Annotated in this window: 17 protein-coding genes; 10 read left to right on the forward strand and 7 right to left on the reverse strand. The window is 45.4% G+C overall.

Going from position 1 to position 19292, the window contains the following annotated elements; genetic code table 11:
- Nucleotides 1-336: 336 nt before the first annotated feature.
- The gene (locus tag QUB37_RS23920; protein ID WP_333166903.1) at nucleotides 337-801 is read left to right on the forward strand and encodes a COP23 domain-containing protein; all 465 of its coding nucleotides are present in this window, start codon (nucleotides 337-339) and stop codon (nucleotides 799-801) included.
- Between the two features lie 303 nt (nucleotides 802-1104).
- On the opposite strand, the gene QUB37_RS23925 is transcribed toward QUB37_RS23920, so the two are convergent.
- Nucleotides 1105-3885: an AAA-like domain-containing protein gene (locus QUB37_RS23925; protein WP_333166905.1), complete on the reverse strand. Its 2781-nt coding sequence runs from the start codon at nucleotides 3883-3885 to the stop codon at nucleotides 1105-1107.
- Nucleotides 3886-4002: 117 nt separating this feature from the next.
- Here QUB37_RS23925 and QUB37_RS23930 point away from each other — a divergent pair, with 117 nt between their 5' ends.
- Nucleotides 4003-4761: a 5-formyltetrahydrofolate cyclo-ligase gene (locus tag QUB37_RS23930; protein ID WP_333166907.1), complete on the forward strand. Its 759-nt coding sequence runs from the start codon at nucleotides 4003-4005 to the stop codon at nucleotides 4759-4761.
- A 13-nt stretch (nucleotides 4762-4774) separates the two neighbouring features.
- Here QUB37_RS23930 and QUB37_RS23935 read toward each other — a convergent pair whose 3' ends face one another.
- Together QUB37_RS23935 and QUB37_RS23940 are read right to left on the reverse strand one after the other, a co-directional pair.
- Nucleotides 4775-5374, reverse strand: a complete 600-nt coding sequence (locus QUB37_RS23935; protein ID WP_333166910.1) for a Uma2 family endonuclease — start codon at nucleotides 5372-5374, stop codon at nucleotides 4775-4777.
- A 295-nt stretch (nucleotides 5375-5669) separates the two neighbouring features.
- Nucleotides 5670-7535: an AAA-like domain-containing protein gene (locus tag QUB37_RS23940; RefSeq protein WP_333166912.1), complete on the reverse strand. Its 1866-nt coding sequence runs from the start codon at nucleotides 7533-7535 to the stop codon at nucleotides 5670-5672.
- A gap of 276 nt (nucleotides 7536-7811) precedes the next feature.
- Between QUB37_RS23940 and QUB37_RS23945 the strand changes: the two genes are divergently transcribed.
- The 3 genes from QUB37_RS23945 (at nucleotide 7812) to QUB37_RS23955 (ending at nucleotide 9972) form a co-directional block, all read left to right on the forward strand.
- A complete protein-coding gene (locus QUB37_RS23945) occupies nucleotides 7812-7985 on the forward strand; it encodes a hypothetical protein (protein WP_333166914.1) in 174 nt (57 codons plus the stop codon).
- Nucleotides 7986-8016: 31 nt separating this feature from the next.
- Nucleotides 8017-8349, forward strand: coding sequence for a hypothetical protein (locus QUB37_RS23950; RefSeq protein WP_006633666.1), 333 nt, complete (start codon nucleotides 8017-8019; stop codon nucleotides 8347-8349).
- A gap of 291 nt (nucleotides 8350-8640) precedes the next feature.
- The gene (locus tag QUB37_RS23955; RefSeq protein ID WP_333166916.1) at nucleotides 8641-9972 is read left to right on the forward strand and encodes a serine hydrolase; all 1332 of its coding nucleotides are present in this window, start codon (nucleotides 8641-8643) and stop codon (nucleotides 9970-9972) included.
- A gap of 86 nt (nucleotides 9973-10058) precedes the next feature.
- Here the strand turns inward: QUB37_RS23955 and QUB37_RS23960 are convergent, their stop codons facing one another.
- The 4 genes from QUB37_RS23960 to QUB37_RS23975 form a co-directional block, all read right to left on the reverse strand.
- Nucleotides 10059-10430 (reverse strand): DUF4342 domain-containing protein, encoded by a 372-nt coding sequence (locus tag QUB37_RS23960; RefSeq protein WP_333166918.1) that lies wholly within the window; start codon nucleotides 10428-10430, stop codon nucleotides 10059-10061.
- Nucleotides 10431-10924: 494 nt separating this feature from the next.
- Nucleotides 10925-11422: a cupin domain-containing protein gene (locus tag QUB37_RS23965; protein ID WP_333166920.1), complete on the reverse strand. Its 498-nt coding sequence runs from the start codon at nucleotides 11420-11422 to the stop codon at nucleotides 10925-10927.
- Between the two features lie 59 nt (nucleotides 11423-11481).
- Nucleotides 11482-12108 (reverse strand): TMEM175 family protein, encoded by a 627-nt coding sequence (locus QUB37_RS23970; protein ID WP_333166922.1) that lies wholly within the window; start codon nucleotides 12106-12108, stop codon nucleotides 11482-11484.
- A 253-nt stretch (nucleotides 12109-12361) separates the two neighbouring features.
- A complete protein-coding gene (locus QUB37_RS23975) occupies nucleotides 12362-12586 on the reverse strand; it encodes a nucleotidyltransferase domain-containing protein (protein ID WP_333166937.1) in 225 nt (74 codons plus the stop codon).
- A gap of 269 nt (nucleotides 12587-12855) precedes the next feature.
- Between QUB37_RS23975 and QUB37_RS23980 the strand changes: the two genes are divergently transcribed.
- From QUB37_RS23980 to QUB37_RS24000, 5 genes are all read left to right on the forward strand, one after another.
- Nucleotides 12856-13653: a TIGR04255 family protein gene (locus QUB37_RS23980; RefSeq protein WP_333166925.1), complete on the forward strand. Its 798-nt coding sequence runs from the start codon at nucleotides 12856-12858 to the stop codon at nucleotides 13651-13653.
- A gap of 53 nt (nucleotides 13654-13706) precedes the next feature.
- Nucleotides 13707-14330 carry a hypothetical protein gene (locus QUB37_RS23985; RefSeq protein ID WP_333166927.1) on the forward strand — a complete coding sequence of 208 codons (624 nt, stop codon included), beginning with the start codon at nucleotides 13707-13709 and terminating at the stop codon, nucleotides 14328-14330.
- On the forward strand, nucleotides 14320-15162 hold the full coding sequence (locus tag QUB37_RS23990) for a hypothetical protein (protein ID WP_333166929.1): 843 nt from the start codon (nucleotides 14320-14322) through the stop codon (nucleotides 15160-15162). The genes QUB37_RS23985 and QUB37_RS23990 overlap by 11 nt, the downstream gene beginning before the upstream one ends.
- A gap of 182 nt (nucleotides 15163-15344) precedes the next feature.
- Entirely contained in the window at nucleotides 15345-17267 is a 1923-nt protein-coding gene (locus QUB37_RS23995; RefSeq protein WP_333166931.1) for an ATP-binding cassette domain-containing protein, read from the forward strand.
- 374 nt (nucleotides 17268-17641) lie between these two features.
- Nucleotides 17642-18859 (forward strand): hypothetical protein, encoded by a 1218-nt coding sequence (locus tag QUB37_RS24000; protein WP_333166933.1) that lies wholly within the window; start codon nucleotides 17642-17644, stop codon nucleotides 18857-18859.
- The last annotated feature ends 433 nt before the right edge of the window (nucleotides 18860-19292 follow it).

Raw genomic sequence — 19292 nt, forward strand, 5'->3', positions numbered from 1 at the left:
ATTAAAGAGAATATTTTTTTCGATATTAACACAGGTTCCCCTTTAGGTGGGGTGGCATCAGGAAGAGCGAGGCGATCGCAAAAAACGGTGAAAAACCGCACCTTTACCCTATACCTTCGCGCCTCGGCCCCTAGGGCTGCATCTATTTTCTGCCTTTGGTGTTTGTCAGCGAGCTTTTTTCCCGGAGTTTTGGCTTAGATGAGGCCAGTGTGTGCGATCGCAAAAATTTGCAGAATAAATTTTATTTTTTTCTCTAAATGCCTAATCTTCCCGGCAGCAAACAGTTTAACTTTTTAGACTATTAGTAACCTTAAATGAAACAGCTTATTACTGCTCATGAAATTTCGGCTCTTCAAGTCTGCTTTTAGCGCGTCAATTATTGCTCTTGCTGCTCCGATTTTAGCAAACAGTCCAGCCTTGGCCCAAACGCCTTCATTCTTCTGCGGCGCTGCTGGCGGCCGCCCAGCTACAATTGCTGTTCAACAAGGCAAAAATATTCCCGTTATTTTGTGGCTAGCTGATAACTATTTTAATGAATCAGGAGAAGATGCGATTACTCGGTGCACCAGAGTCTCAGGAATTCTCAACAACTCGCAACCGCAAGGAAGCTGGGAGAATGTTGTCACAGCAGGTGCATCGACCACCGGTCAACTAATTATTTGTGCAGCTAATCCTCAAGACGGTTCCTGTAGATTATTATATCAAGTACCCAAAGGCCAAAATCCAGAACAAGCCCGACAAGAACTCTTAAAAAGAGTTACAAATCCTAATGTAAGTGTTTCGCCTGTTAAAGTAAATTGATAGTCATAACTCATTAGCTACGGGTAGAGACACGGCAATGTCCATTGGTGTCAACTTAAGCTTTTCGTCTGCCAGTCCTCCCGCTCACCCGGCAGTCCGCCAGGGAATGAATTCCCTGTCTATCTAATAGCTAAAGTCATCTCAAAGAGGACTGAAGAACTCATTAGTCCTCTTGAGAGGACTTTAGCTTTGAGGCAGGGGTTTCAACCCCTGTCGGACTGTCGGTTTAACGTGAAGTTGGAAGTTGGAAGTTGACACCTATGGGCAATGCTGTGTCCTACTTGCTAAAGTGATGCGTACACCCTATTTGCAGATAGTTGAAACTCTTGTAAAATACTTCGGTTGAGTGGTGAAAAAATTGCAGCTTTGCTTCAGCAATTCTTCTAACCCTTCAACCTGCCTCAGCCAGACAGTGCCGTTGCTTCCAGCTACAGCAATTTGCTTTCCGTCTCGACTCCAACTAACACTAACAACATTCTCCTCGAACTCAAATTGAGCAACCTGCCGCCCCGCTAAATTCCACAGCCGTACAGTCTTATCAATTCCCACTGTAGCAAGCCGTTCTCCGTCGGGACTAAAGCTAATTGATTTCGCATCTAAATGCAATGTTTGAAATTCCTTAACTAATTCTTTTTCTGACAGATTCCACAGCCCAACTTTACCATTCAATGTTACTGTCGCAAATCGATACTGGTGGGGAGCCGCAGTGAAACTGAGCCCAATTGCCTGAAGGGGAAGTGTTTTTTTCAGTTTTCCCGACAAATTCCAAATTCGCACTGTAGATTTGCCATCTAAAGTCGTTATAAAATCTCCGTTTGGGCTAAAATTTACGCTTCTCACTAAGCCGTTGTGGCCGGGAAGTTTCACGACGCTAGATGATATTGATTTTGGCAGTTTTGAAACTAATTTCCAAATTGCAGCATTGCTGTCTATTCCTGCGGCCGCCAACAACTGTCCGTCGGGACTAAAACTGATGCTGGTAACTGAGCCTTGAATCCCTTTGAATGTAGAAATATTTTTTCCTGATAAATTCCATATTTTAACTGTGCTGTCCCTTCCTGCAGTTGCTAAAAAATTACCGTTTGGGCTAAAGTTTACCATATTAACTGACTGCTGCCCAGCTTTCCATTCAACAAGTTTTTGTCCGAACACGTTCCAAATCCGAACTCTATCGTCTACTCCTGCGGTTACTAAAATTGGGCGATTTGGGCTAAAGTTGACACTGGTAACTGCACCGGTATGAGCTTGCCACTTTATCTTTCTTTGTGAAAGTGATGAGGCTTTAATCTGCTCTTTTTCGCTAATTCGATCGAGAATTACTTGTAAGGCTAACAGCGGTATAGTTGCCGGATATTGTTCTAGGCGCAGTTTGTTTTTCACCAAGGTTTTTAACTTTTTACCCGAGGCTATCGCCCTCAGTAAAGCTTCTGATAAAGCTTCGGTGTTTTCGGTTTTTTGAGAAACAGCCAACAATAAAGCATCGCTGCCATTTTGTTCGATTTCAATACTTGCTTGTGCTAGTTTAAACCGCTGGTAAGCGAGAGTTGAAAAGCCGATCGCCGTCAGTAACGATGCTGCCAGTACCGCAGAACCGATGCCGATCCACTGTTTGGCTTTTAGTTTGGCAGAGTCAGCTTCACTCAAAGCTTTTTCGGCATCACATACAGCTTTTTTGGTTTCGAGTGTAGCTGAACGCAGCAGTTGATTTTGGTCGCTCAAAATGACTTTTTGACTAGCCGTCAAAAACTGAAAATCTTCGTTTCTCAAACTTTTTCCGGCCGCCCAAACTAATGCTGACTGCAAATCATCCCCTCGCAAGAGTTGGGAATCATCTTCACAGCTAGAATTTAGCCAGAGTTTGATCGCTTCCGAGTAAGGCGAGAGTTTTTCTAATTTTTCTTCAATTAATTCTTTGTTAAATACAGCTTCATAAATAGGATTAGAAATTGTTAATTTCTCCCGGCGCTTAACGATTAATCCGCTTAATCGCAACTCCATTTGTTCGGCACTACCATCGGGGACAATTTCAGTTTGTTCTAAAATTTGCTGATACAATCCCAGTCTCCTGACAATGCGCTGGTTTTCTTTGAAAAGCCGATCGCGAATTGTGGACAAATGTTCTGGGACATCCTGAGATTCCCAATTCTCCACTATTTTCAAGCGCACTACTTTCTCCACCCACTCTTTAGAAGGGTGAATGTTATCTTTCTCCTCCCCTTCCCAAGCAGGGGCTGCATCTTCCTCCCCCTCTTGGCCAGGGGGGGTTGGGGGGGGTAAATTCGGGATTAATTGTGGGTTTTCCAACAATAGTTTGCACAGCTTTTGAGTCAAAAAAGGCTGCCCGCCCGTCCAATACAAAACCTCTCTCAAAACTTGATTAGGGCTGTCTGTAAGCTCTGCCAACCCCGCTGCTAGCGGTTGAGCTTCTGTTTCGTCAAAACCAGTTAATTCGATCGCCTTGCCAATATTAAAAGGGGTATTGCTGCTGGCATTTTGCTCGCGGCACAAATCCGTCGGGGATGCTACACCTAAAAGGGCCCAAGTTAGGCGATCGAACTCTGAATGGTTGGCGCGCTTGTTGTAGCACGATCGAATTAAGGCTAAAAAATCGTCGGCGGGAAAATCTAGGGCGAGAATGCTGTCGATTTCGTCAATAAAAATGACAATATTGCTGGTAATGTTGGGTAAAAGTACGGTTTCGATGAATTCGCTCAACCTTTGAACCGGAGTTAAAAAATTGCGATCGCGCCACCAAGTCCGCACGTTGACAATATCCGACAGGTTAAAGTTATTTTCGAGAATGCGTAGCAAACCAGCATACCACTGTTCGGGAGTGACGCCGCGGTTGCCAATTTCCGAAATGTCGATCGCAGCACAAGCAATTCCTTCATTTCTCAGCCGTTGAATTGTCCGCACCTGCAAGCTAGATTTGCCCATTTGCCGGGAATTCAAAACATAGCAAAATTCTCCGGCTTTCAATCCGTTATATAAATCGTCGTCGGCTTGCCGCTTCACATAATTGGGAGCGTTATTGGTGAGACTGCCACCGACTTGATAGTAACTGGGTTTTGTAGTAAAATCCATATAAGTTATTCGGCGGTTAAAACCGCTACTACACAAACAAAGTCCGCCTTCGCGGACTGAAGAATTGAGGCAGTATTAAAGCATATTTCTGTATGATAAATTGTAGCACAATACAGCATGAAAACTGATTGGACTGGATATCACCAAGACAAAGAACAGTTAAGAGCTGAAGTTTGGTCTTTGCTCAAGCAGCAAGCCACATCTATTGGCGATCCGTTTGGTCATATTCCCAACTTTGTCGGTGCTGATTTTGCGGCCGAAAGATTGGCAAATTTACCAATATGGCAACAAGCAAAAACGATTAAGTGCAATCCAGATTCGGCGCAAATTCCGGTGCGGATGCGAGCTTTGCAAGATGGAAAACGCCTGTATATGGCAGTACCGCGATTGACAGACGATCGCTGTTTTGTAGAGTTAACTGCTGAGGATTTGCAGAGACAAAATATATCAATTGCCGAAAGTGCGATCGCCCGCAAAGCTCTCGATTGCGGAAAATTGGTAAGTTTTGCAGAAATGGAGCCGATTGATTTAGTAATAGTCGGCTGCGTAGCCGCGGGTCCCAACGGTGGAAGAACCGGGAAAGGTGCAGGATTTGCGGATTTGGAATTGGCTATGTTGACAGAATTCGGGTTAGTACAAATCGATACGCCAATTGTCACAACAGTGCATCCTTTGCAAATAGTCGCAGATTCGCGTTTACCAATGCAAGCTCACGATTGGGCGCTAAATTGGATTGTTACTGCCCAGGAGGTAATTGAAACTAATACAAGTTATCCGCGTCCAATTGGGTTAAACTGGGATAGTATACGGCCGGAACAGTTGGAACAAATTCCAATTTTGCGAAAGTTGAGAGAGCAATTAACCAATAAAAAATAGCTTTCAATCAAAATCAAGGCAAAAGAGCATCTACAGCGATCGCCCCAATTTCTATCCCTTCAATAATAATCGGTATAACAGCCGAGCGCCCGAAATCCAACCTTTGACTGTAATCTGGCTGCTCAACTTCCACAAGAGGTTGAGAGTACACCTCAACCTGTTCTTCCACAAGATTCACAATCCAATAAATGGAAATTCCAGCGCGGGCATAAATCTGTTTTTTAACAGTGCGATCGCGCTGAAGCGTCGTATCTGATACTTCAATAATCAGCGCAATATCTTCAGCACCAGGATGGCGATCGAGATACTGTCGCGTATCCCCTCGAACAACCACTATATCAGGTTCGGGTTCGCTGTTGGAGAGCGTTATCGGTTCTTGGGAATCAACATACCACCCCGCAGGTAAAATATTCTCTAAAGCTGTTCTGACAAGACGAGTTGTGACTCGATGCGGTGGATTTTTGGGCATTTTGAAAACCAGCCAACCTTCCAGCAATTCTACAGAGTCATCATCCGTGAGAATGCCAGCTTGAATTATCGCATGATACTGCTCGATGCTCAAGCGTAAAATCAGATCGTTCGGAATTGCTGCAACACTTTCGACGGGCGGCATAACTGTATGGGCGAGTTGATTATTGTATTATTTTATCGTTTATTTAACGAACCGCGAAGGCGCGTTCGGCGAAGCCGTTCCCGAAGGGTAGGACGCGAAGCAAGAAAGAAGAAGAAGAAGGTAATTTCATGATATATCTACTTTGTGGTGAACACGCGCCATGCAATGAAAGCTGTAAAGGCTAGATAACCAAACACGGCTATCCAATCTAGCCAATTATCGGATGTTATCAAAAAAATATCGTTCATGGGTATCATTCACCTGATTATTACTTACCGCAGTTATTGACCAAATTTTACACGATCGCGCTCAAGTGCGATCGAAAATATTGTCGGTACAGTTCGCACCTCGGAACGCACTCGTTCCCCTGCAATCTCACCAAGCCCAAACTATCTAATTTAAACGCCTGCATTGCCTTTAATTGCACCGGAGAATCCGCCACCACAATTTCTCTCATCCCCTGCGCTAACTCAGGATATTCTTCCAAATTCCACAATTGGCGGCGCAAATGGTCGCTGTAAATTCCCGCATCTGCGATCGCAGTTTCTTTTAATTCATCTAGTGTCAAATCCGATCGCGAAATGTGATATAATGCAACTCGCACTAAATACGGATGACCGCCGACAATTGTCATTAATTCCTCAACTTCTGCATCCGACCAATTCAAATTATGGCGCGCTGCTAAATCTTGTATTTGCTGAGAGTTGAATTCGGGCAAATCTACGGGAAGTCCGACGTTAAAAGGCGATTGATTGATGTTCATCGGGATGTAAACTTCGGTGGAGTGAACTACAATTAATCGCAGTTTCTTCCAGATATCCCGCCGCTTCGATTCTTCGTGCCACGCCCGCAGCAGTCCTAAAAAGTCTTCGGCAATGTCGGGATATTGGAAAACGCGATCGATCTCGTCTAATCCTAAAATTAAAGGACTGTCGATTTGCGGCAAAATGTATTTTTCAAAGTAATCTTTGCAGTTGACTTTGCTGCCAAAAATCTCGTCCCAATAATCGTCTAATTGATTTGGTAAGTGCAACTCGCGGCCGACGTAAGCGCAAAACCACTTTAAGAATTTATCTAAGTTGGCGAATACGGCTTTATCTACTAACTGAAAAGTTAGCGGCACGGTGCAATAGCCTTGACGGGCTCCGTGATGCAAAATTCTTGCCATCAAGGAAGTTTTGCCCATTTGTCTCGGTGCTTTAATTCTAATTAAGGCGCTGGGCTGCACAATAGTTTGATAGCAGCGTTCTTCGATGGGCGGGCGTTCTACATAAAATTGAGAAGCGACATCGACTTGTCCTCCCGGTAATTCCGGTTCGGCGGCGGGTAGAGGTATTTCGTCGCTGCTAATTTCTAATACCTGGTTTTGTGTTAAATCTTCTGTTTCTTCTGTGACTGGTGCGGGAGTTTCTGCTAGCAAGTTCAGAACTTCTTCGATAATAATTGGAGTGTCGGCGGTGGTTTTCCATTCCCTCTGTTTGATCCGGTACAGATAGCCCCGCAAGTCGTGATTTAGAGGGGCGTTCAGGGGAAAACCGACGCGGATGGGGAGAATTATTGGTTTTCTGTCAGGGCGAGAGTCTTGCAGCTCTTTTGCTTGCTGAACTTGATATGTTAGTAGTTCGCTTTGGTTTCCCGTTGGCGGCAGCAGCAACAACAAATAATCGCATTCTTGGAGAAAGAAATTAATGCGATCGAACCAATTATCTCCTAATCTAATGTTATTTTCTGCTGTGAAAACTGTATGACCGATCGCGCTTAAGGCCGTTTCTAACTGTTTTCCTAACTCGCGATCGGGTTCGGCGCTGCGATAACTGACAAATACTTTAACAATTCTGTTGCTGGCTGTATCTTCCGCTGCCGGCGAATTGTCCAGCTCGTCTAAACTTGTCGGTTCCTCAAGTTTAGCCGATCGATGGTCGCTAGCAGCCAGAGTCATTTCAAAAGCCGCGAACAACTGTCGAATTTTACTCAAATCCGCACCTTCTCTACCCTGCTTAATTTTGCTGACTGTATCGGCACCGACGCCAGATTCAGCCTCGATTTCCGTCAGAGTACCTCTAATGTTATTTTGGTCAGACCATTCTTGGAGCGCCTCGTTAAGTTTCTTTAAGCCAGAGGCAGTGAGAATGCGACCACGATCGCGTTTTGACTTGAGCACTTCGCTTGCACTGAAAGGGGAACGAATCTAGAAATTTTAACGCCTTAAGTTCCTATTTTGGGCGATTTTAAGGAAGATAATCAGCCAGCCGGAATTTAAGGAATTTTACTTGGAGAGATTTTTTGGGCGATCGACTCCTCAAACTCTGTCCTGATAACGGCTTCAACAGTTGAATATATTTGAGGAGAAAAAGTTTTTCTTAACTCCCCAATCTCCGCCGCTACTCACCACTTAACTTTTTAGAGTAGATACACCAAGCAAAAAAGGAGCAGCCAAATGAGCAAAATCTTACACAGACTGGCAATGGCCGCTTTGGGAACCGCCGCCATTTTCACAATTAATACACTTAATAATTTAACAGAAGCATCAGCCGCTGGTAAATTTGACCAACCAGAAATTTATCAAAAGACAGTTTTTCCACTTGGCGTACCGGGTCAGTTCCATAAATAAGCAAATTCATTCATTTAATTAAGGAGAAATTATGAAGTCTACACTGTGTTCGCCACAACCTATAGCTACCAAATCTGACTCGGTTGATGCTGAGGCTATCGATGCCTGCACTGCACTTGCGTGGGTGGAATTGGTAGCATTAGATGCCAGCGCTCTCACGGGGGATGATTGGCTGGCTTTGTGCGATGATATAGATAGCGGGGAAATCTACCGCTGCTGGTTTTTGTGGCGCGATCGCGAAGTTAGCGGTAATTGGGAAGCTTACGATCCTTTGAGCGATCGCCGATTTGTTGCTAAAGGAAAAGTGTTTCTCAAAGCCGCGATCGACTCCCTCGAAGATGCTAGAAATCGGGAAGTCGCCTAACTTGAATTCATCTCAGGTGAATAAAATTTGTGCAGACAAAACAAGAATTCTGCCAAGAGAGTCAACGACTGTACACACTTTCGTCCGCCTGGGCGAGACTGGAAGAAAAAGGGGTAATAGAAGCGGATTTGAGATCAGTCCCGGAAACAAAATACTCTCAAAGAGAATAAAAAAAATACGGCTGCGGGCAAGAGTTGACTGTATGATTCTAGGTGCTTCGTCTCGAAAGCGGTTGATAACGTTTTTCCAGCCGCTTTCTCGTTGCACCCGTTAAACTCTTTCTCTTCAAACATGACTCTAAAACTTCGATGGCTGTTGCCGGCCGCCCTTAGTCTTTTCTCGATCGCCCTGCCCGCAAAAGCTGATACACTAACATCTTGGCACTTCGATCCCCGCGAGAACCAACTCAATTTAACCACAGATTCAGGAGTTCAGCCGGAAGTCAAACTAATCGCCAATCCCACCCGCTTAGTAATTGACTTACCGGGAATAGTCTTGGAGTATCCCGAAAGTCCTCAAAGCTACAACTCAGCTATTCAACAAATTAGAGTCGGGCAGTTTGATACCGGAACTACCAGGTTAGTGATACAATTAACTCCCGGTTATAAGTTAGACCCGCAAAAAGTCCGAGTCATTAGAGAATCTGCCACGCGCTGGTCATTTCAGTTGCCTAATCCAGAGCAAATAGCGGGCAACGAGTCTTTGAGCCCAACAGCTATTACCCGCATAGAACAAGCAGCAGGTCAAGTTACGCCCACTGTTTCGCCGGAAAATCAGAGAAACTATTCCACTGATTTGGGGATGTCAACAGGCTCGGAAATGACAGCCATCAAGCCTCAAATCGAAAGTGCGATCGAACAGTATAGATCCCTCAGCGCCGGAATGTTTTTTCTGGATTTAGATACAGGAAACTATTTGGATATCAAGGGCGATCGAGTATTTCCGGCCGCGAGTACCATCAAATTACCAATTCTGATTGCTTTTTATCAAGATGTAGACGCAGGCAAAGTTAGCCTCGACGAAACATTAGTTATGAAGTCCGACTTAGTAGCCAGCGGTTCTGGAACTATGCAAGACGAACCTGATGGAACTCGGTTTAGCATCAAAGAAACCGTAGATAAAATGATTACCATCAGCGACAATACAGCCACCAATATGATTATTGAACGTTTGGGGGGAATTGCTAAACTCAATGAGCGTTTTCGCAGTTGGGGATTAACTGATACCAGAATTCGCAATTGGCTCGGCGATTTTCAAGGAACAAATACCACAAGTTCTGTGGATATGGTAAAGTTGCTGGCGATGCTGTCTCGCGATAAATTAGTTTCTGAATCGAGCCGGGAACAAGCGTTAGAATTACTGCGGCACACAACAACTAGAACGCTTTTGCCTTCGGGTTTAGGGGCGGGAGCCGTGATTGCTGACAAAACCGGAGATATCGGCTTTGTAGTTGGCGATGCTGGAATTATTGATATGCCGAATGGGAAGCGTTATTTAGCGGCAATCTTTGTCAAACGTCCTTACAATGACCCGATTGTGAGAGATTTTGTCCGTCGAATTTCGCGGATTGTTTACAATTATTTAGACCAACCTGCGGCGAGTGTACCGGAGAAGTTACGTTGATCAGACAATTCGGCGATTGAAATCGCTACTAAACAAACAAAGTCCGCCTTCGCGGACTTGAAGAGAAGATTTTTAATTACTAATGACTATTCTTTGCGCTCGATGGCTACAGTCAAATGAGCTGCAACTGCCCCAACTGTAGCAAGTACAGCAGCAATTGGAAAGACTACTGAGCCGGCAACGCCGCCTACCAATCCCGCCATCAGCGGAATGTCTGCCAAAGTCCGCCCTTGCGAGTTTTTGATGACGAGGCGGCGGAGTTTTCCTTGCTGAATTAGTTCTTTGACTTTACCAATTAGGCTGTCGCCGCTAATCTTAAATTCTTCCACTCTGACTTTTTCCTCTGTTGCAAATTCTGAGGCGAATACATGAGTTTCAACTGTTGGGTTGGCTGAATTCCCGGCCGCTGCTGTTTCGTCTTGTAGAATTGTTACTTGTTGTTCTAGTTGTGAGTTCATTTTGTGTAAGGGCGGGTGAAAACCAACCGTTTAATTTCTATACTCTTATCTTCGGCGATCGCACTTGGGAATGACAGGCAAGGAAACCCTACAATGTGTATTCGTACTTTCCCCCCCTGCTTTCTTACTCAAAACCTTATTTTGGTGGCGTTAGTTCAGGGCGCGTTTATCTCTTCCTAAAGATAGAGAAGCGTTTGTTGAAACAACCCGTCTCTAGATATAAGTCAAGTAATATCAATTCGGATTGCACTCCTCATGATTTTTGAGTGTTGACTAAAATTATGATTTTGGGACAAATGACAGTTTGGACATCTGAAAAATACCGATGCAACCGGAAACGATATCAGTTGTCTTTACGACTTGACCGAGATTTGGGACGATCGCTTTTATCCTGGTGAACAAAGTGAATTAATAGACAATTCAGAATCGTACAAACTGCTTTAAAATATTTTTAGTCCCAATATTTCTACCATGACTTCAAGAGTGATTGCTATCTAGGCACACTCCTCAGAGGGTGGAGGTACGATCTCGATACCGTACTTGGGAGCAGTAGTAAGAATTTTGTCAAGGTCTTCAGGGCTCAAGGATGCTCCAAGGGTAATCTCACCATTGACGGCCTTTCCAACTTCGGCAATAAATTTCTCAAAGCCAGCAGGAGTGACCCAAACCAGCATTTTAGCGGGTGTAGCGGTGGTATTCGTAAATCGGTGAAGCTGACCTTTCGGTGAATAAAGAAAGGTTCCAGCCGTCACAACGAAAGTACGATCGTCAAGCTGGAATTCAATCTCTCCGTCTTGAACATAAAATGATTCATTTTCTCGGTTGTGGCGATGGGTTGGCGTACCGCCACCAGGTGCAACAATTACCTCACAAAGCGCATAGGCTTCCCCTGTCTCTTCACCAACGGCCTTGAAGGTATAGAGGTCTTGACCAAAGTAGTAAGAACGACCTTGACCGGGTTCAATAAAAAGTCCGTTTTGATGAATTGTCATTTGTTAATTCCTAAAGCGAAGTGTTAGCTGGCTGGCGATGGCTTTTCGCGGAATATTCTTCACGAATTCAGAGTTTTCTCAATACGCCGATCGGGGATCAGCCACATGATTGCAACTAAAACATACAGCATGAAAGCAAACCATGAGTTCACAAAGGAAAGCAGGATTGCTACGGCATAAATCACCACTGATACCTTCCCCTTAAAGTCTCGCCCAAGTGCAATTGCCAGAGTGGAATCTTTACCGTGGTAAGAAATAAGGACACGAGTAAGAATGAAATAAGCGATCGCAGCCAACAACAGCACTGTGCCATAAAGCGCAACTGGCCACGCAGCGAAGTGATTCTCGCCTGTCCAGGCAGTGACAAAGGGAATCAGTGACAACCAGAACAGCAGATGCAAATTAGCCCACAACACATTACCATTGACGTGCCGAGCCGCTTGTAACAAGTGATGGTGGTTGTTCCAGTAGATACCAAGATAAATAAAACTGAGTACATAGCTCAGAAATACTGGGATTAGCGGACGCAGCGCAGCTAAATCAGCTTCATGGGGCACTTTCAATTCCAGCACCATAATGGTGATGAGAATGGCTATTACACCATCGCTGAATGCTTCTAACCTGCCTTTACCCATTTTTGTACATCCTCCTTTTTTGCTGGCGCGGTCGATCGCTCCTAATTCCAAAAATAACTTAGCATAAGGTCGGTTGCAGTGATGTGTTATACCGATCGGCGATCGCTGGGACTTACCAACAAAGCCAACGATTTTGCTTGCCTAATCTCGGCTGAAAACAGATAACCTTAACGGACTTTTCGCTGATCTGTTTAAGCAGTCGATCGGCACGAATTCTTATCAATACCCGATCGCGCAACGGGTAAAACGGGAGAAGCAGTTGTTAGAATAAAAAGAGCGATCGATTAAGGAAGCGCGATCGCGGTTATTTGACATAAATAGTTTGAGCAGTAGAGAGAATTTCTTGACGGCGAATGGGGTTGGAAGTGCGATCAATCGCCCGTTTACTGATTAGATCGACTCGTCTGCTGAGGATTGCTTCGAGTTCTTCCTGCATTTGGGCGCGATCGAGTAGACCCCCGTTGGCTGTGGGGGCAAAAGCAACTAGGATATCGATGTCGCTGTCTGCATGAAAGTCGTCACGAAGTATCTAACCAAAGAGGGAGAGTTCGATGATTTGCCACTGTTGGCAGAATTTGGTTATTTCGTCAATTGGCAGGGCGATCGGTTTGAGCAAACATTACGCAGTATAAAGGTCTAGTCGATTTTATCTCTATTTCTAAGTGTTTTACGGGAATTTTTTTTACTTCACACTTTACTTCACAATGTTGTTATATCATAGTTATAGGGAACGATAGTCCCATCTCTAGACTCTAGCTATGCTTAATTTCTCTGAAAGCTCCAAAAAGGATGTAGAAAGTGGTTAATGACAATCCACTCACCGCACAGCCACCTGAAGAGGTACCGTTGAAGGATGCCCCTCTGATTCGAGTGATTGCACAGGTGCGCTTTCCACCTATTCTCTCGATCGAGAAGAAAGATTTTGTGGGTTCATTTCAAGAGGCAATTAGAGAAAAATATCCTATCCTACAACCCGAACAAACTCAAATTTTAGTCTTTGGACCTCCAGGTGGTGTACAACCGACTGTTCAGGTAACCTGGCGGTTCATAGATACAGCACATAGCTGGCGCGTATCTTTAGCACCTAATTTTATGGCGCTTGAGACAACAGCTTACTCCAGCCGTCGTGATTTTTTGGAACGTTTAGAACATTTGCTCATCGCATTTGATAAAAGTTTTAAACCCCAAATTATTGAAAGATTTGGATTGCGATATATCGATCGGCTTATTGGTGAAGATTTGCAAGACATATCATCACTGGTAAAACCTGAGATGGCGGGACTTATGGCTGCTGAATTTAGAGAATATATTCATCAAACCGTTAATGAATATTTGTTTGTAATTCCAAATGGAGGTGAGCAAATTATTGCAAGATGGGGACTTATGCCTCCTGGTGCAACTTTCGATCCAGATGCAATTGAACCTGTGGCTGAATCTAGCTGGATACTCGATCTAGATATGTCCCTTTCAAAAAATCGAGAATTCAGTATTGAAGAGTTGATGAGTGAAGGACGGTGTTTTGCTGAAAGGATTTATACTTTCTTCCGGTGGGCAGTAAAAGATGACTTTTTGCGGCGTTTTGGAGGTGAATTATGAGCACTCGGTTGAGTAGAAACCCTAATGAGCGGAGTACCTCTGCCCTGGGAGCTATGAAAGATTCAGATACTCATTCATTTATGGGTTCTATAATTTCCCTAGTTAGTTCGGGGACAACTGCTTCTAGAGTAAGTGACCATCGAGGGTTGTTAGCTGCTGTAGACAGGACGACCAGTGGGATTACTTTGCGAGCGACTAGCTCTCCAGAAGCAACGCAGAAATCTATTAGCGAATTGAGAAGATTAAGCGGGTTAACCTGGGATCAGCTTGCTAAATTATTCAATGTTTCACGCAGAAGCCTTCATTATTGGGCAAGTGGGCAACCATTGTCTAGCTTTAATGAAGAACAGCTTAATCAACTGTTAGAGGCTATTAAATACATCGATAGAGGAAGTGCAAATCTCAATCGCAGTCTGTTACTGAAAGGCAGTAATGGCAATCAATTTTTTGACCTACTCGTCGCAGGTAAATACGAGGAATTCAAGAAGATTGTTGGCTTTGGTAATGCGCCTCAAAAGCCAAAATTAGGTTCTTTGTCTGAAGATGCGCTTGTGGCACGTAGGCCTCAGAATCCAGCGGATCTGGTTGACGCTCTCCAAGAGCCTATCCATCGGGAAGGTGGACGATCAAGACCTGCTAGAGTAGCAAGGAGCCGAAAGAATAATAGTGGTCAATGATCATCGTGATGTTTGGATTCAGACGGTAGACACTGCTCTAAAAGAGTGGTGTCAGGGTGATTGTGTGCTTGGAGAACATTGGTTTGTTTATCGCTTTAATCCTCAACGCCCTTTGACATCTGACTCTGCTGATGTTGCACAAGCAGAAACTGATCTTGCAGAATCTGAGGTCAAGGGTTTTGCCGTAGTTACACAAACCTGCGATATTGTTCGCACTTGTGACAAGCGTCCATTTGTTGAAGTCGTACCTCTTGTGGAGGTCGATGGAATAAAGTTGCATGACATTCAACGAAGTAGACAGCCTCAATATGCTTATATTCCTGGAATTGCAGAACTTAATCTTGTCGCTGATCTCGATCGTGTAATGACAGTAGAAAAGGCTGTTGTGGCAGAATGGGAACGCAAACCAGGATGTCTTAACGATGAGGAGATTAGGCAACTTGGGCAAGCACTGAAACGAAAGCGTGCTCGATTTGCTTTCCCTGACGACTTCACTGACTTTGCTGAAAATCTCCAAAATCGGCTACGCGATAAGCATAATAAATCCTCCCCTGAAGGAGAAGCTCTTCGCGCTTTACGTGAGATTAGAGTGCGCGCAGAACCTTCATGGAATAGCTGTGAAATCCGATTAATATTTTGGTTTATCCGGGACGAGGAACAGAATCAGTTTAAGGGAATAGGATGGGATCAGTTTCTAAAACAGTGGTTGAAATTAATCCCTGAATCTGGACGATTCCAAAATGTGGAGGGTTCGGTAGTAGCTTTGGAAGACATGACAGCAAAGGAGTATGTGGAGAGTGATCAGCTAGATCTGGATCACTTATCCTCTTAAAGTGGAGAAGTCACTGTTTTAATAAGCGATTATTCGGAACATCGATCGAAATTTACATAGTCATAAAAATCGAGTTCGCCCTTGTCTTGAAAAAGTTTGATCGGAACTACAGACCATACCGACGCAGCCGGACTCGATCGAACTTGCGTTAAACTAAGTCAGGTAAATGACTTTCTATACTCATGACTATTTTTACTCTGCGATCGATCAAAAAAGACTTCGGCATCAAGGAACTCTTGACAGATGCCAGCTTCAGCCTCGATGAAGGCGATAAAGTCGGACTCATCGGCACCAACGGTTCCGGCAAATCAACCCTGCTGAAAATGATTGCGGGTATGGAGTCGATCGACTCTGGCGATCGCTGGGTCAATCCAGGGTCTACAATTGTCTATCTCCCCCAACAGCCGGATTTAGACGAAAATCACACTGTCTTAGAGCAAGTATTTGCCGACAGTGGCGAACAAATGGCTTTAGTGCGAGAATACGAGGAAATTTCCGCTCAATTGTCCCACGGCAAAGGCGATACAGACAAGTTGATGGCGCGTCTGTCTGCAGTGTCTGAACGCATTGATGAGGTGGATGCGTGGGATTTGGAAACCAAGGCAAAATTGATTTTGACCAAGTTGGGGATTGAGGATTTTGATGCGAAAATTGCCGATTTGTCCGGCGGCTACCGCAAGCGAATTGCCTTAGCAACAGCCTTGTTGTCCGAGCCCGATGTGTTGCTGATGGATGAACCGACAAACCACTTGGATGCGCTGTCTGTGGAGTGGTTGCAGAACTATTTGAACGGCTATCGCGGTGCTTTGCTGCTGATTACGCACGATCGCTATTTTCTCGATCGCGTTACCAATCGCATCCTGGAGATCGATCGCGGCGACCTTTACAATTATGCTGGCAATTACGCTTATTACTTGGAGAAAAAAGCCCTAGCTGAAGAATCGGCCGCCAGCAGTGTTCGCAAACACGCGGGTGTATTGCGGCGCGAATTGGAATGGCTCAAACGCGGGCCGAAAGCGCGGAGTACCAAGCAAAAAGCTCGGATCGATCGCATTAAAGATATGCGAGCCCAGGAGTTCAAAACAGCCAACGGCAAAGTCGAAATTGCCACAGCGGGCCGCCGGATTGGTAAGAAGGTGATTGAGTTACTGAATATCTGTAAAGCTTACGGCGATCGCACTTTAATTAAAGATTTTACCTACAATTTCACTCCCGAAGACCGGATAGGAATTATTGGCTGCAACGGTGCGGGAAAATCGACGCTGATGGATATCATCACCGGACGCATTCAGCCGGATTCGGGTACAGTCGAAATTGGCACAACCATTCATATCGGTTATTTTGACCAGCATTCAGAGGATTTGACGCCGAACGAAGACCAGCGAGTTATTGAATACTTGAAAAGTGTGGCGGAGTTGGTGCAAACGGCGGATGGGGAAATCATTACCGCTTCTCAAATGTTGGAAAAGTTTCTGTTTCCACCGAACCAACAGTATGCACCGATTAACAAACTTTCGGGCGGGGAAAAGCGCCGGTTATTTCTGTTAAAAGTGCTGATGAGTGCGCCAAACCTGCTGATTTTGGACGAACCGACAAACGACCTGGACGTGCAGACTTTGGCGGTTTTGGAGGATTATCTCGAAGATTTTAACGGCTGTGTGATTGTGGTGTCCCACGATCGCTATTTTCTCGATCGCACGATCGACATGGTTTTCGCCTTGGAGCCTGGGGGCAATTTGCGCTTGTATCCCGGTAATTATTCGGTGTATTTAGATTACAAAAAAGCGGAAGAAGCCAAGGAAATTAAAGGGCAAAAAGAAAAAGAAAAAGTTACGCGCACTGTTGAATCTAACAATTCAAAACCCACAAATCCCACTCAAAAAACTACCAAATTTTCCTTCAATGAGAAGCGGGAATACGAACAATTAGAAAGTCAAATCCCGAAAATGGAAGCTGAAAAAGAAGACATTGAGAAGATTTTGTCTCACAATGCTCCGAGCGAGTTTGCAGAGATGAAGAAGTTATCGGATCGTTTGGCTCAGTTGACGCAGGAGATCGATAAGGCGACTGAGCGCTGGTTGGAATTGGCGGAACGGGTGGGTTAATTTGGGTTGTCCGAGTGTTGTGTTTAGCTCCTGCTAAAAATAAACCCGCTCTTTTTGCGATCGCCTCAAGTAAAGCTGTGTGTCCAAAACTGCGAAGCCCGGAGGGTGGGGTTGACAAAAGCAGTAGAATGTGCAGTAAAAGTCAAGGTAAGCAAATAAGACTGGCAGCAGAAAACAGGGGCGAAAAGGCACAAAACAGGTAAAACAAAAGTCGATCGGGCAAAGTTAAGTTGGTCGAGGACTAAAAATATGGTGATGGGTGAGATACAATTGACCTGTTCTTAACCAAGAATTGGTCAACATCACAACTATCCTGTAGAAGTCTGAAGTTGAGAATCTCAGGGTTGTCGAGGAGCGGGAGCAAACAGAAAACTATGCCTCAAAAAGTAATCGCCAAACAGATGTCTTTGGAATCAGCGTCAGAGCCGATCGCCGTGAGGGCGACGGTGGAAACAGTGCCAGCCGAAGCAGTGGCAGTAGAGTCCTACGCCGATCAGTTGATGGACGAACTGTTTGAAGGAGTTGATCGAGCATTCGACGGTAGCGGCGGACTGCCATCCGAGCCCGTGCAGCCAGAATTCGTGGCGCTCAAGTCGATCTCAGTACCTCAAATAGTTTTGTCGCAGTTGGCACCCCCCCAGCCGCAGCGGGACGAAAAAGACGTAGAAGCGATCGCCCGCCAAGTCGCCCTAGAAACAGCCAAAAAACAGCAGTCCAAACAATCATTCGACAGAATGCTGCTGGGAGCAGCATTTGGGTCGCTGCTGCTAGTCATGGGGTTATGGCTCGCAAGCAGATCGGGACTCGTGCGCTTGCCCGCCGCCCCCGCACCAGAGACACCCGCAGCAAGTGGCAAAACAGCACCAGATACCCCGTTTGTGGAATACGTGCAGCGCTCGCTAGAAGCGATCGAACAAAAAAAAGCACCCCCAGCTAACCCCCAACTTGCAGGAGTTCCCGGAGCCCCCACCCCAGGGACGCTGCCGAGCATTCCAATTTCCGGCGCGCCCCCGGCAACGGCAGGTCTTTCCACAGCAGTCAACCGCATTGCTAATGCCCTCGAACAAGCTGCCGCTCAGCCGGGAGCACCAGCACCCCAAGTGGTAGTCATCCCTCCCCCCGCTCAGGTGACTGTGGCTCCGGCTGCTCCGGTAGCTGCTGCTCCGGCTGCTCCTCAAACCAGCGCAGTTTCGCCCTCGCCGGCGGCTCCAGCCTCCGGTCGTGCGATCGCCGCTGCGGGCAATCGAGATCCCCTCGCTGCTTCCCCTTCCTCGGAGTCTCCCCAGCCAAAGATTTTGGCTCGCGAAACCGAACCGGCACCAGCGCCCCCAGCCCAGCAATCCGCGCCCGCGCCGGAGCAATCGGCACCAGCCGTCAGCAGCGCCCCAACTTCCGCGCACACGTTGGTAGGGATTTTGGAGTTGGGCGATCGATCGGCTGCTTTGTTTGAAGTAGACGGCGTAGCCCGCAGAATTTATGTCGGCGAAAGCATCGGCGCTAGCGGTTGGACGCTGGCAGAAATCAAAAATCAAGAAGCAGTGATTCGCAAGGGAGGAGATGTGCGATCGGTTTTTGTCGGCCAAAAGTTCTAATTAGTCATCAGTTATGAGTCATTAGTCATCAGTCATTAGTTATGACTTAGGTCATCGGTAATTGGTAATGGGCAGCGATCGGGCTGTACCTCACGAGCAGTGACAACAGTTAGAATATAGGAACCGCCAAGACGTTCTTAATTGCTGAAACCATTGCTCTTATTGCTTATTCCTTCTATCCGTTAAATCGCTTCCCAATTCGTTACCGAACTTTCTTCTGCTATAACTAACAACTCAGGATAGATAATCGATCTCCAGTGACTAAGAACCAATGACTAATAACTAATGACTAATGACTAATAACTAATGACTAATGACTAATGACTAATAACTAATGACTAATAACTAATGACTAATAACTAATGACTAATGACTAATGACTAATGACTAATGACTAATGACTAATGACTAATGACTAATGACTAATGACTAA

This window comes from Microcoleus sp. AT3-A2, assembly GCF_036705685.1.
Classification (GTDB): domain Bacteria; phylum Cyanobacteriota; class Cyanobacteriia; order Cyanobacteriales; family Microcoleaceae; genus Microcoleus.

Coding starts and splice junctions, on each gene's coding strand:
- QUB37_RS23950 (WP_006633666.1), top strand. CDS start 8,017: ATGAAGTCTACACTGTGTTCGCCACAACCTATAGCTACCAAATCTGAC.
- QUB37_RS23955 (WP_333166916.1), top strand. CDS start 8,641: ATGACTCTAAAACTTCGATGGCTGTTGCCGGCCGCCCTTAGTCTTTTC.
- QUB37_RS23995 (WP_333166931.1), top strand. CDS start 15,345: ATGACTATTTTTACTCTGCGATCGATCAAAAAAGACTTCGGCATCAAG.
- QUB37_RS23935 (WP_333166910.1), bottom strand. CDS start 5,374: ATGCCGCCCGTCGAAAGTGTTGCAGCAATTCCGAACGATCTGATTTTA.
- QUB37_RS23925 (WP_333166905.1), bottom strand. CDS start 3,885: ATGGATTTTACTACAAAACCCAGTTACTATCAAGTCGGTGGCAGTCTC.
- QUB37_RS23945 (WP_333166914.1), top strand. CDS start 7,812: ATGAGCAAAATCTTACACAGACTGGCAATGGCCGCTTTGGGAACCGCC.
- QUB37_RS23920 (WP_333166903.1), top strand. CDS start 337: ATGAAATTTCGGCTCTTCAAGTCTGCTTTTAGCGCGTCAATTATTGCT.
- QUB37_RS24000 (WP_333166933.1), top strand. CDS start 17,642: ATGCCTCAAAAAGTAATCGCCAAACAGATGTCTTTGGAATCAGCGTCA.
- QUB37_RS23930 (WP_333166907.1), top strand. CDS start 4,003: ATGAAAACTGATTGGACTGGATATCACCAAGACAAAGAACAGTTAAGA.
- QUB37_RS23965 (WP_333166920.1), bottom strand. CDS start 11,422: ATGACAATTCATCAAAACGGACTTTTTATTGAACCCGGTCAAGGTCGT.
- QUB37_RS23985 (WP_333166927.1), top strand. CDS start 13,707: ATGAAAGATTCAGATACTCATTCATTTATGGGTTCTATAATTTCCCTA.
- QUB37_RS23960 (WP_333166918.1), bottom strand. CDS start 10,430: ATGAACTCACAACTAGAACAACAAGTAACAATTCTACAAGACGAAACA.